The sequence below is a fragment of the Flavobacterium sp. GQ95 genome, assembly GCF_059758655.1.
Genome location: NZ_JCAXEB010000012.1, coordinates 124,668 through 139,283, shown reverse-complemented (window position 1 = coordinate 139,283; position 14,616 = coordinate 124,668). Strand labels below are relative to the sequence as shown.

Here is a 14,616-nt window from a genome sequence, read left to right as displayed (position 1 = left end):
TTCTTTGTAATTAATATTTCAATATATGCCGTCAATTTCATTCAAAATTATGGTTTTAATAAATTGATGAATTTCTGAATCCTATTTTCTGTTTATCAATTCTTTGGGAGCATATCCAAATAATTTTTTGAAAGCAAATGAAAAATGGGATAGATTTTCAAAACCTAAATCAAGGTAAATATCCGAAGGTTTTTTATCTTTTTTCTCGATTAAAAAATAAGCTTCTTCCAACCTTTTCTTTATCAACCACTGACTTGGAGTTGCATTGAATATTTTTACAAAATCTCTTTTAAAGGATGATAAACTCCTGCCTGTTAAATAAGCGAATCGTTCAAGACTCACATTAAATTTATAATTTTGAAGCATAAATTTCTCCAGATTGATTTTTTCAGGAGCAGCGAAATCAAAAAAAATATTCGCCAATTCAGGTTTTATTTTTAGCAGAATCGTTATTAATTCTTCTCGTTTAATATTTGAAATGTTTCATCAATTTTGCCAGATGTATTGTAATATGGAGATAACGACCTAATGAAATTAGGAATCAGTTCATTTTGTTCAATAGTAACAAAAGCTTCATTATAAACAGATTGAGAACTAGATTTTTGATATTTATCTTTTATTTTTTTGAGAAATAACTCATCAAAAATGATCACAACTTTCTCGAATTCATCATTTTCTCGTTGTTTATTATATCGCGCTAAATAATTTTTGCGTACCAAACAATATTCTCCAGACCTCAAGCTATAATTTTTATTTCCGTCATAGCCATTTATCGTTCCTTTTGCGAGGTATAAAAAGAAATGCTCCGCAATGAATTGCTCCGGCGAAATTTCCGGACCAATATAACATGATTTAATTTCTGTTATTTTCATTGTTCTTTAAAATGAAATTAGTTAATTCCTTCCCACCAATTTTTAAATTGTTGGGTTTTACTATCCAGATATACTTGTTCACCAATCATTGGAGTTACTAATCGATACGGTTTGTTTTTAGAAAGCATTGTAATTTTTTTCAATGGATCATCCCAGGAATGTTTGCCTAAAGTAAATTTTGAATGATGCACCGGAATCATATTTTTTGCACCTAAATCTAACGTGGCCTGCATCACTTCTTCAGGCAAATTATGTACAGATTGCCAGGCTTTATCATATTGCCCACATTCCATTACTGCCCAATCAATTGGACCAAATTTCTTCCCAATTTCTTTAAATCTATTATCGTAACCACCGTCTCCACTAACATAAATTTTAAAATTGGGAGTTTTTATTAAATAAGACATCCATAATGTTTTACCTCGCGTAAATCCACGACCGGAATCATGATGGGATGTTTCTGTAAAAATAGTAAAGTTCTTTTCCAGTTCTATTTTTTCATTCCAGTCCTTTTCAATAATTTGTTCCGGTTTATATCCCCAATACTCAAAATGTGCTCCTACTCCCAGTCCACAAACTACATGTTTAACTTTATCCTTCAATGCAATAATGGTTTCGTAATCTAAATGGTCATAATGGTCATGCGAAATGAATAAATAATCTACTATTGGCAGGTCTGCTGCAGTATAAATGTCACTTCCTTTATAAGCACGAACTCCCCAGGGCAAAGGAGATGCTTTACCGCTAAAGACGGGATCTACCAGAATTCTTTTTCCGTCAAGTTGAATAAAAACAGAAGAATGTCCAAACCAAATTAATGCATCAGAATCGAGAGGGATATGTTTTAAATCGGTTTTTATCGAGGGTAATGAATCTTTCGGTTCTCTTTTGGGGTATTCTTTAAAAACAGTTTTATAAATTTCTCCCAAAATAGAATAACCTTCTGATATTGTTGGCCTTTCTACTAAATTGTTGAATCTTTCATTTTTATAATGAGATGATTTTTCAATTGTAGTAAGTCTTTCGCCAATTGGAGCCTTACCAAACTGAGGTTGTTGCAAATACAGGTAAGTAGCTATTGCAAGTATAATTGTTATTAGGAAAAGTGTGATCATAATTTTTTTTAATATTCTTAAAGCTTTTTTCATCAAATTAGTTTTTGGCAACAATTTTTATATCTTCAATTTCAAGAATTTGCTTTGAATATCTATGCAAAACATTATTAATCATTGCCTGGCCAACTTGTTTTAAGGTCAAAGATTTTTTAGGAAATAAAATTGGAAACAAGAAAATAATAGGCTTAAAAAAAGGCTTTACATTTTTTTGTTCCTTAAAAGGTTTCATAAATCCGGGTCTATAATTATAAACTCTTTTAAATGGTAGTTTCATTAAATCATTTTCAGTTTTTCCTTTTACTCTCGCCCACATAATTTTTCCCTTTTCGGAGCTATCGGTGTGACTTCCTGATACGTATGTAAAAACCATTTCAGGATTTAAAGTGGCTAATTTGCTGGCAAAATTTAATGTTGTATCATATGTTATTTGGGTGTATTTTGCCTCGTCCATGCCTACAGAACTAATTCCGGCACAATAAAAACAAGCATCATAACCTGTAAGCACATTATCAAATACGTCTAAATTCATAAAGTTGGGTACTATTAACTCTGTTAGTTTTGGATGTTTTATGGGTGAAGGTTTTCTGTTGATCATCAAAACATTTTTTACGGCTTTGTTTTCCAGGCATTCTAACAAAACGCCCTCGCCTACCATTCCTGTGGCACCTGTAATAATTACTTTCATAGCTTACTTAATATTAGATTTTAACTCCTCCAAATTCAAACAGACTTTCCGCAGAGGCCAATAATGCTTCCTCACTAGTTCTTGGTTTCCAGTCTAGAATTGTTTTTGCTTTTTGATTACTTGCATTTTTTACTTTGTTTAATTGAGGCAGAATATTTTTGGTTTTATCATTAAACAAAGCAATAATTCTTACACCCCAATTAGGTAAAATCCTTGTAGAGACTTTGTTTGCCTGGTTTCCTAATTTATTTTTTAAAAGATAAGCAATTTCCGGCAACGAAATTATATCTCCGGAAAAGGCCAAAAATCGTTGACCATTTGCTGCAGGATTTGTCATAGCGCGTAAATGTAAATCGGCAACATCACGGACATCTACAATTCCGAATGAAACTTTTGGGATAAATTTCATGGAACCATCCAGCATTTGTTTTAAAACTTCAAAACCGCTTGAGATATCCGGGCCTAAAGAAGGTCCGAAAATCCCCATTGGGTTTATTACTGAAAGTTCCAGTCCGTTTCCTTCATCGGCAATAAAATCCCAGGCTGCTTTTTCTGCTAAAGTCTTTGATTTTAAGTATGCTGAAAGTGTTTTGTCGTTTGGATCAGTCCAGCATTCTTCGGTAATTAATGTTGTAGGATCGTTATGGCTATACCCTACCGCCGCAAAAGATGAAGTGAGGACTACTCTTTTTACATTGGCTTTTTTTGCTGCTTTCAAAACACGAATAGTTCCTTCAACTGCTGGTAAAATTACTTCGTTTTCGTCTTTAGGAACGGCCAATGAAATTGGAGTTGCAACATGCAAAACATAAGTGCAATCTTTTACAGCCTCATCCCAATTATCATCTTTGGAAAGATTTGTTTCGATAAAAGATAAATTTTCGAAAGAAGTTATACCGCCACCTTTAAGCATATTTTTTACTTCGTCCTGTCTGTTCATGGACCGAAGCGTTGTTTTTACAATATATCCTTGCTTAAGTAATTGCAAAACGCAATGTATACCAACAAAACCGGAACCTCCTGTAACTAAAACTATTTTTAAATTATTTGAATTCATATCCATAAATTTTTATGGCACAAATTTCAGTATAAAAACAAAAAGCAACTTTGTTGTAAAGTCCAAAGTTGCTTTGTTATAAAGTTCAGATTAAGTTAGTATTCTAATAATTCTTTTAAAACCTCTTCAAAACGATTTTTCGGTAAAAATTGATCTTCTAATGCTTTTGTAAAAGGAATTGGCGAATCTAAACTGGCCACTCTTTTTACCGGAGCATCCAGATATTCAAAACATTCTTCCATAATTAAAGCCGAAATATCACTGGCAATTCCGCCAAACATAGTGTCTTCCTGATAAATAATTACTTTCCCAGTTTTCTTAACTGATGCAAAAATAGTTTCGGTATCTAAAGGCTGAAGCGTTCTTAAATCAATTAAATCTGCATCAATTTCCGGGTTTTTAGCTAAAGTTTCTAATGCCCAATGAACAGGAGCTCCAAAAGCAATAATCGTAACCGTATTTCCTTCTTTTAAAAGAGCTGCTTTTCCAAGCGGAATCGTGTAATAATCTGTTGGAACATCCTGATAAACGCTTCGGTACAATTGTTTATGCTCAAAAAACAAAACCGGATTCGGATCATTAATTGAAGTATTTAATAACCCTTTTGCATCATAAGGAAAAGCCGGGTACACCACTTTTAAACCAGGCGTTTTGGTAAACCAGGCTTCGTTTGTTTGCGAGTGAAAAGGGCCAGCCTGTGTACCGCCACCGCAAGGCATACGAACCACGACATCTGCATTTTCGCCCCAACGGTAATGTGATTTTGCTAATAAATTCACAATCGGATTAAATCCTGTTGAAACAAAATCAGCAAATTGCATTTCTACAATCGCTTTGTATCCGTTAATTGATAATCCCATTCCTGTTGAAACCACAGCACTTTCACAAATTGGTGTATTGCGAACCCTGTCTTTTCCAAAAAACTCAACAAATCCATCTGTTATTTTAAATGCACCACCATATTCTGCAATATCCTGACCCATAATAATCAGGTTTCTATGATTTTGCATCGATTGCTCCAAACTGTTTCTGATCGCATCTATAAATCGAATATTCTTAGTTTCTTCAGAATGAGTAACTTCTTCATAAATAAAGGGTTTGTAAACATCATCTAATTCTCCGCTGTAAGTTGGTATGATTTCAGCCTCGGCATTTGCAATGGCTAAATTTTCATCGATTTCCTGTTTAATTTCAGCATGTAATTGTTCATCAAATTCAGCTGTTAAGACTCCAGTTTCCGTTAGAAATTTTCGATAATTTGTCACCGGATCTTTTTCAGCCCATTCGTCCATCAATTCCTGCGGAACATATTTTGTACCACTCGCCTCTTCATGCCCACGCATTCTAAAAGTTTTAAATTCTAATAAAACCGGATGCGGATCATTTTGCATTTGTTCTTTTAACTCAGAAAGCTTGTTGTAAACTTCCAGAATATTATTTCCGTCAATAATATAACTCTCAATGCCGTAACCAATTCCTTTGTCAGCCAGGTTCGTACATAAATATTGTTCGTTTGTAGGTGTTGAAAGGCCATAACCATTATTTTCAATAATAAACATTACGGGCAATTTCCAAACTGCAGCAATATTCAATGCTTCGTGAAAATCTCCTTCGCTGGTAGCACCTTCACCAGTAAAAACGGCTGTTATTTTTTTATTATTCTGAAGTTTATCGGCTAATGCAATTCCGTCAGCAATTCCTAATTGCGGACCCAAATGCGAAATCATTCCGATAATTTTATATTCCTGCGTTCCAAAGTGAAAACTGCGGTCTCTTCCTTTAGTAAACCCATTTGCTTTGCCCTGCCATTGAGAGAATAGTCTATGTAATGGGATATCACGCGTGGTAAAAACACCAAGATTTCTGTGCATTGGCAATACATATTCTGATTCATCCAAAACAGATGTAACCCCTACTGCAATAGCTTCCTGCCCTATTCCGGAAAACCATTTGGATACTTTTCCCTGGCGAATCAGGATTAACATCTTTTCTTCGATCAAGCGAGGTTTCAGGATTCTTTTATATAATTCCAGTAATTTGGCATCAGTTAGGTTTTGTCTGTAAAAGATCATAGGGTTGTTTGGTTTTTTTATTGTTTCAAATATAGAAAAATATAACAATTTTATTCATTTTTGTTATATATTTTTAATTTTATTATAACTTTTAAAATTCAATTCTAAAATATTCTCTACCTTTGTTATTGAAAGGTTTTTCGACACCTTTCATCTTAAAATAAAAAATGTAAAGTATGCAAAACATTCCTAGTGTAGACTTACGTGATTTCCTTTCGGACGACCCGAAACGTAAACAAAAATTTGTAAATGAAATCGGCAGTGCATTTGAAAACATTGGCTTCGTAGCCCTAAAAGGTCATTTTTTAGACGACCAGTTAGTAAACGAGCTTTATAGCGAAATTAGAAAATTTTTCGCTTTGCCAGTAGAAACTAAGCATAATTATGAAATTCCCGGCATTGGCGGACAAAGAGGTTATGTATCTTTTGGAAAAGAGCATGCTAAAGGACGCAAGGAGGGAGATTTGAAAGAATTTTGGCATTTTGGTCAATATGTTGACAAAGATTCAAAATATGCTTCAGAATATCCTGAAAATGTTGAAGTTAAAGAATTACCACGTTTTAATATTGTTGGTAAAGAAGCGTATCAAATGCTTGAAAAAACAGGCGTTTATGTGTTGAGAGCTTTGGCTTTGCATTTAGGTTTAGATGAGTTTTATTTTGATCAATATGCTAAAGAAGGAAACTCAATTTTAAGACCAATTCATTATCCGCCAATTACTTCTGAGCCAGAAAATGCCATTCGTGCAGCGGCTCACGGTGATATCAACCTGATTACACTTTTAATGGGGGCTCAGGGAAAAGGACTTCAGGTTCAAAATCATGATGGAGAATGGATTGACGCAATCGCAGCAGATGATGAATTAGTGATTAATGTTGGAGATATGTTGTCAAGACATACCAATAACAAATTAAAATCAACGATTCACCAGGTTGTAAATCCGCCAAGAGAATTATGGGGAACATCTCGTTTTTCTGTACCATTTTTCATGCACCCTGTAAGTGATATGCGCTTAGATTGTTTAGAAAACTGCATCGATGCTGAAAATCCTAAGAAATTTGAAGACATCACAGCAGGAGATTATTTATACGAACGTTTAGTAGATTTAGGTTTAATTAAAAAATAAACTTATTAAATCCCAATATTAAAATTCCAAATTCCAATTCAACTTGGAGTTTGGAATTTGATTTTTATGAACTATATTTATTGGAGCTTATTTTTTAGAATAAAAAATTTATGGACTTACAAGATCAATTAAAAAATTTATTTCCCGATCACGTTGAATCAAATGAACCTGAGGAAATTCAGGAACAAGAACATGTTCTTTACGTTCAAAAAGAGCCTATGATCTGCAAATTTGAAAAGCGAAAAGGAAAAGCAACCACCATAATCGAAGGCTATGAAGGATCTGATGAAGATTTTAAAATTCTGGCCAAGGAAATTAAAACCAAACTAAGCGTTGGCGGAACTTTTAAAGATGATTCAATCATCATTCAGGGCGATTATCGTGACAAAATCATGGCGATTTTAAAAGAAAAAGGATTTAAAACAAAACGTGTTGGAGGATAAAAGTTTATCTGGTTTCAAGTTTCAAGTTGTCCGTGAAGTTAGAAAACCTTAGAACCTTAGCCACTCAGAACCTCAGAACCTCAAAAAAAATGATAAAACAATCAGAATTAATACTAAATCCAGACGGAAGTGTTTACCACTTAAACCTTCGTCCTGAACATATTGCAAACGATATAATTTTTGTGGGAGATCAGAATCGAGTTGAAAAAATCACTCAGTTTTTTGATACCATCGAATATTCAACACAAAAAAGAGAATTTAAAACTCAAACCGGAACTTATAAAGGGAAAAGAATTTCTGTAATGTCTACCGGAATTGGACCGGACAATATTGACATTGTTTTGAATGAATTGGATGCGTTGGTAAACATTGATTTAGAAACACGTCAGCCAAAAGAAAATTTAACTTCCCTGAATATCATTAGAATTGGAACTTCAGGTTCTTTGCACGCTGATATTCCTGTGGATAGTTTTGTAATGTCAAAATTCGGATTGGGATTAGACAATATGCTCCGCTCCTATTTGATTGATGATGTTTCACAAGACGCATTGGAAGATGCTTTTATAATGCATACCAATTGGGATATCCGAAAAGGAAGACCTTACGCGATTCCGTGTTCTGAAACATTAGAAAAAATTATAGAATCAGATAAAATTTTTAAAGGAATTACAGCAACTGCCGGAGGATTTTACGGTCCGCAAGGGCGTGTATTGCGTTTAGGTATTCAGGATGAGGAATTAAACAATAAAATGGATAATTTCGATTTTGATGATAATCGAATCACCAATTTAGAAATGGAGACAGCAGCTATTTATGGACTTTCGGCACTTTTAGGTCATAATGCACTATCTTTAAATGCTATTATTGCCAATCGTGCTTCAGGAACTTTTAGTGAAGATCCATATAAAGCAGTTGATGAGCTTATTGCTTATACGCTGAATAAACTGGCTGGGAAATAATTAGATAATTTGTCCATTAGAAAATTAGATAATTCATGAAAGATTCTATTCTTAGATTTGAGCAGTTGTTGAATGAAAATTCAAATTACTTCTTAACAATTAATCCTGTTATATTAGAAGAAAGAAAGCATGGAAAATGGTCTAAAAAAGAAATTTTGGGGCATTTAATCGATTCTGCTATTCACAATTTAGTTCGTTTTACAGAAATTAATTATGTAGAAAAACCGTATCGTCACAGGCCTTACAATCAGATTGATTTAGTAAATTTAAATCAGTATCAGACAAAAGAGATTAATGAATTGACACAATTGTGGCTTTCATTGAACAGACAAATTGTTAGAATTATGAAGTCTGTTGAAGAAGAAGCTTTAGATTATAAAATTATTTTAAGTGATGATTCTGTTATTGATTTAAGATTTCTGATGACAGATTACGTAGAACATTTAGAACATCATATTAATCAAATTAGATCATAGATTATGTTTTTAAGAGTCGCCCGACACACAAATGATTTAGAGAGAATAGAAGATTTTTATGTCAATATTCTCGGTTTTGAACGATTAGGTGGTTTTCAAAATCACAATAATTACGATGGCGTTTTTATTGGAAAATCGGGTTTGGACTGGCATTTTGAATTTACACAGTCGGATTCAAAAGCGAAACATACTTTTGATGAAGAAGATGCAATTGTGCTTTATCCGAAGACAATTTTAGATTATAATGAATTGGAAAATAAGCTTATGCGTAACAATATTTCAATAATAACTGCAATTAATCCGTTTTGGAATGAAAACGGAAAAATGTTTCAGGATCCTGATGGTTATCGAATTGTTATATCACCTTTAAAAGCAATTATTGATGAGATTAATTAGATAATTAGCCAATTTGAAAATTAGATAATAAAAAAATTATGGGGCATTTATTGCAACACGTGTTGGGTTCATTTTTTTTAGGAATCGGAGGATTGTTCAGATGGAGTTTTTTCCAATTACTGAATGTTTCATTTGAAGAGAAATACTCTAAAAATTTAGAATATTATATGGATCAAAAAGACAATACTGTGGATAAAAATGGTTTTACAACTGCTCAGAAGAACTTCCTAACAGGTATAATCATATTTATTAGTTTCATTTTTTTGATTAAAAAGATCGAAGGTTAAAACTTCGAAATAATTACAAAATAAAATAATGGCAGAAACGCATAAAAAAATCCTATTTAGATACTATAGTGATTTATTAGAAGATATGGTTGTAGAAACCATGTGGGCAGAAATTATCGATTTAGAAAAAGGATATTTTAAATTAGATAATATTCCGTTTTTTGGACCTTTAATTGCAACAGACGACATTTTCTTTGCAGAATTTGATGAAGAGGAACAAAAACTAATTTATAGAGAAACTATTGAAATTTCCGGAAACTCAATCGTTCAGGTTGTAATTTTAGAAAAAGGTTTTGACACAGCAATTATTAGAGAGAAACTGAAAGAAGTTAATTGCGAATCCGAAGGTATGAACGAGACTCTTTTTGCTGTTGAAATTACTCGGGAAGTGGATTATTCTATCGTAAAAAGCATCTTAAATGAGTATGTAGAACTTTCGGTAATAGATTTTGCAGAGCCTTGTCTTTCTGAAAAACACAGAGCGGATTTATTAAAAAACTAAACAAACTTAAAATACGCATACCAAACTTAACTTAAACTTAAACTAATGAAAACTGTAAAAATTGTTGGTGTTCCTGAGCACTTCAATTTGCCATGGCATCTATGCATTGAAAATGGTGAATTCGAAGCAGAAAATATTGATTTACAATGGAAAAATATTCCTGAAGGTACCGGCAGAATGTGCCAGATGTTACGTGATGGTGAAGCTGATATTGCCGTTATTTTGACAGAAGGAATTGTAAAAGATATTGTTGCCGGAAACCCAAGTAAAATTGTTCAGATTTATGTGCAATCTCCTTTAATTTGGGGAATTCACGTTGCTGCAAAATCAGATTTTAATACGGTTAAAGACCTTGAAAATAAAAAAGTAGCCATTTCCAGATTAGGTTCAGGTTCGGAATTGATGGCATATGTAAACGCACATGAACAAGGCTGGGAAACTGATAATTTGAAATTTGAAATTATAAATACCATTGACGGTGCAGTTGAAGCTTTGACCAACGGAACGGCTGATTATTTTATGTGGGAACGTTTTATGACGAAACCACTTGTTGATAAGGGTATTTTTAGACGTGTAGGCGACTGCCCTACTCCATGGCCTTCTTTTGTGATTACCGTTCGCGATGAATTTTTGAAAAAAAATCCGAAAGTCGTGGAGAAAATCCTTGAAATCATCAACAAAACAACTCATGATTTTACACAGATTCCGGATATTGATAAAACTTTAGCAGATCTTTTCAATCAAAAAATAGAAGATATTCAGGAATGGCTAAAGCTAACGCAGTGGTCTCAAAAACATTTAAGTGAAAAAGCATTCGATAAAATTCAAAATCAATTATTTGATCTGGGAATTATTGATAAAAAAAGTACTTTTGTTGAAACGGTAAAAGCGCTGTAAAAACTGCTTTTGATTCTTATGATGAAATTCCCTAAAATCGACTTCCCGCAATTAAAATCCAAATTACAGGTGAAATCACCTTGGGATAGGATTATTATTATGCTGCTGAGTCTTTTAATTACCATTCCGGTATTCATCATTCTACATCAAAATTTAATCGATCTGAAATGGCCTTTCAATTTAGATCGTGTTTTTATTTTTATATTGGTTTTTGCAGCTATTTTCTTTTTTTTGATGTTGCTTCGAACGATCATTATTCTTTGTATTGCGTTGTATTTATTGATTTTGTTTTACGGAAGCGTGATCGGGAATTATGGTTTCAATGAAATTTCTGAAGATTATAATTCGATGATTTACACGATGTCTGATAATCCTTTTCCACAAGATATCATTGCGGCAAAACTGCTTCCGTTTCCCAATAAATCAAAAATTATAAATGCCATAGAATATCAAAATCCGAAGGTTCGCAATTTTGCAATTATGGCCACAACAAAGCATTTTAAAGGCGTTAAAGGGTATTCAGATTACAGAACTATAATTCAGTGTTTTGCTGTCTTTAAAGAGATCAATAGTCGTTGGAATTATGTAAATGATCCAAAGGAAGGTGATTACATAGCTACTGCCAGTGAATCATTGGCTTATTTTTCAGGAGATTGCGATGATCATTCTATTTTAATGGCTGCTGCAATACGTTCTATTGGCGGTACTCCAAGACTTATTCATACAAAAGGGCATATTTATCCTGAAATTCTCATTGGTTCCTTAATTGATCTGGAAAAAGTCAATTATCTTATAAAAAACGTACTTTTTGTAAAAGAAAGTTATGGTAAAAGAATTCATTACCATATTGACGACCGTGGTCAGGTCTGGATGAATCTTGATTATACGGCGACTTATCCTGGTGGGCCATTTTTATATGAAGAGATTCTGGGAGCTCTTACGCTGAACTAGGTTTTGCTCTTTAAAAGAAAACCAAAAATAATTATTTTTAATCGTAAGACACTAATTATTAGATATTTTCCTAGAAAAATATAAAACGAATATATTTTTTTTGTAACTTTTCATGTTTAATTTTTAATCTCAAAACCATGAAAAAATCTAAATTATTTATCCTCGGAATAGCATTGTTGACATTATTAATGATTTCATGCCATAGTAAAAGAAATAAATTGGTAAATTCTTGGAAAATAACAGCTGTTGAAACTAATAAAATAGTGCTTTCGGATTCAGCAAAACATGTTATTTTAACATCTGGAAACCTAACTTTTACAAAAGATGGGCATGTAACGGGATTCTTACTGCAGCCAATTACAAATGGTACTTATGCCTTGACAAAAGGAGGAAAAAGTTTAGTTATTAAAGACGAAACTGGTACACCGTTTCCAAGCGAAAGCACTATAACAGATGATGAGCTGATATTAAAATTAAAAGAAGTAAAAATTACACTTAAGAAAATTTAAGTACAAAATTCATTTTACAGCAATTTAAAATCAAAGAATAACATACCATAAAATATAAGCAGCTCCTAATTATCTCAGTTTTTAGGAGCTTTTTTATATTATGAACTAAGCATTTTGTAAACTTAAAACCGCAGCAAGCTCTATTTTATTGTAAATTTGAGTCGTATGAGTTTAAATGAAAAAGATGCTTCAAATCGTTGAAAAAAATAAAAATCACATAACTGATTTACAAAGAATATTTCTGGAAGTCCGCCAAAAGACCTTTTATTGGCTGGATACTCAACATTATAATCTTACAGATTTTGATCATGAAACACAGGGTGAATTTGTTCTGGTTGCCATGTTTAAAAATAAAGTTGTCGGATTTATTTCGTTATGGCTTCCGGGAAATTTTATCCATCATTTTTATATTGATGATGAATTTCAGCAGCATAAAATTGGAACAAGACTACTGGAAGAAGCTATTCAGATAATGAAAACTCCAATTACATTAAAATGTTTGGAAAAGAATATCAGCGCTATTGAATTTTATAAAAAAAGAGGTTTTGTTGCCAAAGGCAAAGGCATTTCACATCATGGTGAATATATTTCTTTTGCCCTTCATAAAACATAATTTCAAGACATTAAATCTATAAAATAAAACGCCGCAAAATTATCTATTTTGCGGCGTTTTGATATATAAAAAAAATTTATTTTACTTCAGATAAACCTCTAGTTAACCAGCCTCTTTTGTTTGCTGTTGCAATAGCATATGGCGTAATCCAGAATAAACTAAAAGTATAAAAAATACTGTATGAATATGCCCAGAAAGCTTCAGATAAACTGTATCTTTTTGCATAAAACAATACAGAGAAACTCGATACAATTAAAATGCTTAAAAGTGTAGAGCTAAAAAATAATATTGGATGTATCGCTATAAAAAACAACATAAATAATAAGAATGGATAAGCCATAACAATCTTTAATGATTGATTTAAAAATAGAAGTCGGGCGCCAAATTTAGACTCCTTTCTAAAATTTTTAAAAACATATTGTGCCATCATGATATTTTCGCGCACATTGCTTCTGCCCCATCTGATAAACATTTTATACAAGCCAACATATTCTTCCGGAACATTCGTAAGAACCACTGCGTTTCTTTGGAACAAAACATGGAATCCTTGTTTCAAAATCATATTGGTCATAGCACGGTCTTCTCCAATGTCTGATGGCTGTCCCATAAAAGTTTGGTCAATCCATTCTGGAAGACAATTAAATACTGCATCACGACGATACGCTGCTGCCGCACCAGGAGTACAAAGAACAGAACCTAACATACTTTCGGCAGAACGCATGAATTCAAAACTCATTACAAAACTCACATTTAGCATTTTAGGTAATAAAGCTTTTTTATTGTTCAAAACGTGAACATTTCCGGCAACGGCGCCACATTTTTCATCAACAACAAACGGACTTACAAGATTTCGCAAAGTATCTTTCTTTACAATTGAATCACTGTCAACGGTTACGAAAATTTCTCCTGTACCAAGTTCAAATCCACGGTGTAAAGCGTGGCGTTTTCCTTTGTTTTCTGGCTGTTGGTAAATTGATAAACGATCTCCTAATTTAAGTTTTGCCTGTTGCATCCAGTACCAGGTATCATCTTTACTTCCATCATCAATTGCAAGAATTTGTAATTTTTGCTCGGGAAAATCACTGTTAGCAAGACTTAGTAAAGTTTCCCAAACCAATTTTCCTTCGTTATATGCTGGTACAATTACAGTACATGTTGGTAATAATTCATCTGAAACTGATTCAATCGGTTTGTATTTAAAATACAGGTATAAATTATATAGAAATGATCCTGTTTGAAAAAAGAATAATGCTGCAGTTAAAATTAAAAATGGCAGACCCCATGCGGAATTTATTCTGTCGATGTGAAACTGATCAAAGTCTGATTGTAATTTATAGACTAAAAAAGACCCGGCAAGCATTAATGCAAAGGTGCCAATAAGTACAATAAAACTTAATGAATTTACGTTTTTCTTTAAATCTTTATTTGAAGATTGATTATTAATATTGAAAATAGAACTGCTAATTTGGAGTTCATTTCTGTTGCTAATATTGCTTGAAGTGTAAAATTGTTCCTGAATAATTGTTTCGCTTTTCATAATGGCAATTGCTGTTTCTTAATGGCTTTTATTAAATTGGCATTCCTTTTGAATAATTAATTAATGTCAAAAAATGATAAAAATATTTATTTGAAGAAATATGACTATATCCCATTTT

At 32.7% G+C, this 14,616-nt stretch carries 18 protein-coding genes; 11 read left to right on the top strand and 7 right to left on the bottom strand.

Annotation, left to right across the window (positions count from 1 at the left end; all coding sequences use genetic code 11):
* Positions 1-81 precede the first annotated feature (81 nt).
* From AC6CH4_RS20880 to AC6CH4_RS20855, 6 genes are all read right to left on the bottom strand, one after another.
* Positions 82-423 carry a helix-turn-helix domain-containing protein gene (locus tag AC6CH4_RS20880; protein ID WP_498106402.1) on the bottom strand — a complete coding sequence of 114 codons (342 nt, stop codon included), beginning with the start codon at positions 421-423 and terminating at the stop codon, positions 82-84.
* A gap of 29 nt (positions 424-452) precedes the next feature.
* The gene (locus tag AC6CH4_RS20875) at positions 453-872 is read right to left on the bottom strand and encodes a hypothetical protein (protein WP_498106400.1); all 420 of its coding nucleotides are present in this window, start codon (positions 870-872) and stop codon (positions 453-455) included.
* A gap of 17 nt (positions 873-889) precedes the next feature.
* Positions 890-2,020, bottom strand: a complete 1,131-nt coding sequence (locus tag AC6CH4_RS20870) for an MBL fold metallo-hydrolase (protein ID WP_498106398.1) — start codon at positions 2,018-2,020, stop codon at positions 890-892.
* A 4-nt stretch (positions 2,021-2,024) separates the two neighbouring features.
* Positions 2,025-2,672, bottom strand: coding sequence for an NAD-dependent epimerase/dehydratase family protein (locus tag AC6CH4_RS20865; protein ID WP_498106396.1), 648 nt, complete (start codon positions 2,670-2,672; stop codon positions 2,025-2,027).
* A gap of 13 nt (positions 2,673-2,685) precedes the next feature.
* The gene (locus tag AC6CH4_RS20860; protein WP_498106394.1) at positions 2,686-3,729 is read right to left on the bottom strand and encodes an SDR family oxidoreductase; all 1,044 of its coding nucleotides are present in this window, start codon (positions 3,727-3,729) and stop codon (positions 2,686-2,688) included.
* Between the two features lie 95 nt (positions 3,730-3,824).
* Entirely contained in the window at positions 3,825-5,801 is a 1,977-nt protein-coding gene (locus tag AC6CH4_RS20855) for an alpha-ketoacid dehydrogenase subunit alpha/beta (RefSeq protein ID WP_498106392.1), read from the bottom strand.
* Positions 5,802-5,977: 176 nt separating this feature from the next.
* Here AC6CH4_RS20855 and AC6CH4_RS20850 point away from each other — a divergent pair, with 176 nt between their 5' ends.
* The 11 genes from AC6CH4_RS20850 to AC6CH4_RS20800 all read left to right on the top strand — a co-directional run bounded on the left by AC6CH4_RS20850 (position 5,978) and on the right by AC6CH4_RS20800 (position 12,961).
* The gene (locus tag AC6CH4_RS20850) at positions 5,978-6,928 is read left to right on the top strand and encodes an isopenicillin N synthase family dioxygenase (protein ID WP_056191274.1); all 951 of its coding nucleotides are present in this window, start codon (positions 5,978-5,980) and stop codon (positions 6,926-6,928) included.
* Between the two features lie 110 nt (positions 6,929-7,038).
* Positions 7,039-7,371 carry a translation initiation factor gene (locus AC6CH4_RS20845; protein ID WP_056191272.1) on the top strand — a complete coding sequence of 111 codons (333 nt, stop codon included), beginning with the start codon at positions 7,039-7,041 and terminating at the stop codon, positions 7,369-7,371.
* Between the two features lie 89 nt (positions 7,372-7,460).
* Entirely contained in the window at positions 7,461-8,330 is an 870-nt protein-coding gene (locus AC6CH4_RS20840) for a nucleoside phosphorylase (protein ID WP_498106390.1), read from the top strand.
* A 35-nt stretch (positions 8,331-8,365) separates the two neighbouring features.
* Complete coding sequence (locus AC6CH4_RS20835; protein ID WP_498106388.1) at positions 8,366-8,806, top strand: DinB family protein; 441 nt, start codon at positions 8,366-8,368, stop codon at positions 8,804-8,806.
* Between the two features lie 3 nt (positions 8,807-8,809).
* Positions 8,810-9,202, top strand: coding sequence for a VOC family protein (locus tag AC6CH4_RS20830; protein ID WP_498106386.1), 393 nt, complete (start codon positions 8,810-8,812; stop codon positions 9,200-9,202).
* Between the two features lie 38 nt (positions 9,203-9,240).
* A complete protein-coding gene (locus AC6CH4_RS20825) occupies positions 9,241-9,489 on the top strand; it encodes a hypothetical protein (protein WP_498106384.1) in 249 nt (82 codons plus the stop codon).
* 28 nt (positions 9,490-9,517) lie between these two features.
* Positions 9,518-9,991, top strand: coding sequence for a DUF4265 domain-containing protein (locus AC6CH4_RS20820; RefSeq protein ID WP_498106382.1), 474 nt, complete (start codon positions 9,518-9,520; stop codon positions 9,989-9,991).
* Positions 9,992-10,036: 45 nt separating this feature from the next.
* Positions 10,037-10,888 (top strand): substrate-binding domain-containing protein, encoded by an 852-nt coding sequence (locus tag AC6CH4_RS20815; RefSeq protein WP_498106380.1) that lies wholly within the window; start codon positions 10,037-10,039, stop codon positions 10,886-10,888.
* 18 nt (positions 10,889-10,906) lie between these two features.
* On the top strand, positions 10,907-11,839 hold the full coding sequence (locus AC6CH4_RS20810; protein WP_498106378.1) for a transglutaminase-like domain-containing protein: 933 nt from the start codon (positions 10,907-10,909) through the stop codon (positions 11,837-11,839).
* 137 nt (positions 11,840-11,976) lie between these two features.
* On the top strand, positions 11,977-12,348 hold the full coding sequence (locus AC6CH4_RS20805; RefSeq protein ID WP_498106376.1) for a hypothetical protein: 372 nt from the start codon (positions 11,977-11,979) through the stop codon (positions 12,346-12,348).
* 184 nt (positions 12,349-12,532) lie between these two features.
* The gene (locus AC6CH4_RS20800; protein WP_498106374.1) at positions 12,533-12,961 is read left to right on the top strand and encodes a GNAT family N-acetyltransferase; all 429 of its coding nucleotides are present in this window, start codon (positions 12,533-12,535) and stop codon (positions 12,959-12,961) included.
* Positions 12,962-13,037: 76 nt separating this feature from the next.
* On the opposite strand, the gene AC6CH4_RS20795 is transcribed toward AC6CH4_RS20800, so the two are convergent.
* The gene (locus tag AC6CH4_RS20795; RefSeq protein WP_498106372.1) at positions 13,038-14,498 is read right to left on the bottom strand and encodes a glycosyltransferase family 2 protein; all 1,461 of its coding nucleotides are present in this window, start codon (positions 14,496-14,498) and stop codon (positions 13,038-13,040) included.
* Positions 14,499-14,616 lie beyond the last annotated feature (118 nt).

Coding starts and splice junctions, on each gene's coding strand:
- AC6CH4_RS20875 (WP_498106400.1), bottom strand. CDS start 872: ATGAAAATAACAGAAATTAAATCATGTTATATTGGTCCGGAAATTTCG.
- AC6CH4_RS20870 (WP_498106398.1), bottom strand. CDS start 2,020: ATGAAAAAAGCTTTAAGAATATTAAAAAAAATTATGATCACACTTTTC.
- AC6CH4_RS20865 (WP_498106396.1), bottom strand. CDS start 2,672: ATGAAAGTAATTATTACAGGTGCCACAGGAATGGTAGGCGAGGGCGTT.
- AC6CH4_RS20860 (WP_498106394.1), bottom strand. CDS start 3,729: ATGAATTCAAATAATTTAAAAATAGTTTTAGTTACAGGAGGTTCCGGT.
- AC6CH4_RS20855 (WP_498106392.1), bottom strand. CDS start 5,801: ATGATCTTTTACAGACAAAACCTAACTGATGCCAAATTACTGGAATTA.
- AC6CH4_RS20850 (WP_056191274.1), top strand. CDS start 5,978: ATGCAAAACATTCCTAGTGTAGACTTACGTGATTTCCTTTCGGACGAC.
- AC6CH4_RS20845 (WP_056191272.1), top strand. CDS start 7,039: ATGGACTTACAAGATCAATTAAAAAATTTATTTCCCGATCACGTTGAA.
- AC6CH4_RS20840 (WP_498106390.1), top strand. CDS start 7,461: ATGATAAAACAATCAGAATTAATACTAAATCCAGACGGAAGTGTTTAC.
- AC6CH4_RS20835 (WP_498106388.1), top strand. CDS start 8,366: ATGAAAGATTCTATTCTTAGATTTGAGCAGTTGTTGAATGAAAATTCA.
- AC6CH4_RS20830 (WP_498106386.1), top strand. CDS start 8,810: ATGTTTTTAAGAGTCGCCCGACACACAAATGATTTAGAGAGAATAGAA.
- AC6CH4_RS20825 (WP_498106384.1), top strand. CDS start 9,241: ATGGGGCATTTATTGCAACACGTGTTGGGTTCATTTTTTTTAGGAATC.
- AC6CH4_RS20820 (WP_498106382.1), top strand. CDS start 9,518: ATGGCAGAAACGCATAAAAAAATCCTATTTAGATACTATAGTGATTTA.
- AC6CH4_RS20815 (WP_498106380.1), top strand. CDS start 10,037: ATGAAAACTGTAAAAATTGTTGGTGTTCCTGAGCACTTCAATTTGCCA.
- AC6CH4_RS20810 (WP_498106378.1), top strand. CDS start 10,907: ATGATGAAATTCCCTAAAATCGACTTCCCGCAATTAAAATCCAAATTA.
- AC6CH4_RS20805 (WP_498106376.1), top strand. CDS start 11,977: ATGAAAAAATCTAAATTATTTATCCTCGGAATAGCATTGTTGACATTA.
- AC6CH4_RS20800 (WP_498106374.1), top strand. CDS start 12,533: ATGCTTCAAATCGTTGAAAAAAATAAAAATCACATAACTGATTTACAA.
- AC6CH4_RS20795 (WP_498106372.1), bottom strand. CDS start 14,498: ATGAAAAGCGAAACAATTATTCAGGAACAATTTTACACTTCAAGCAAT.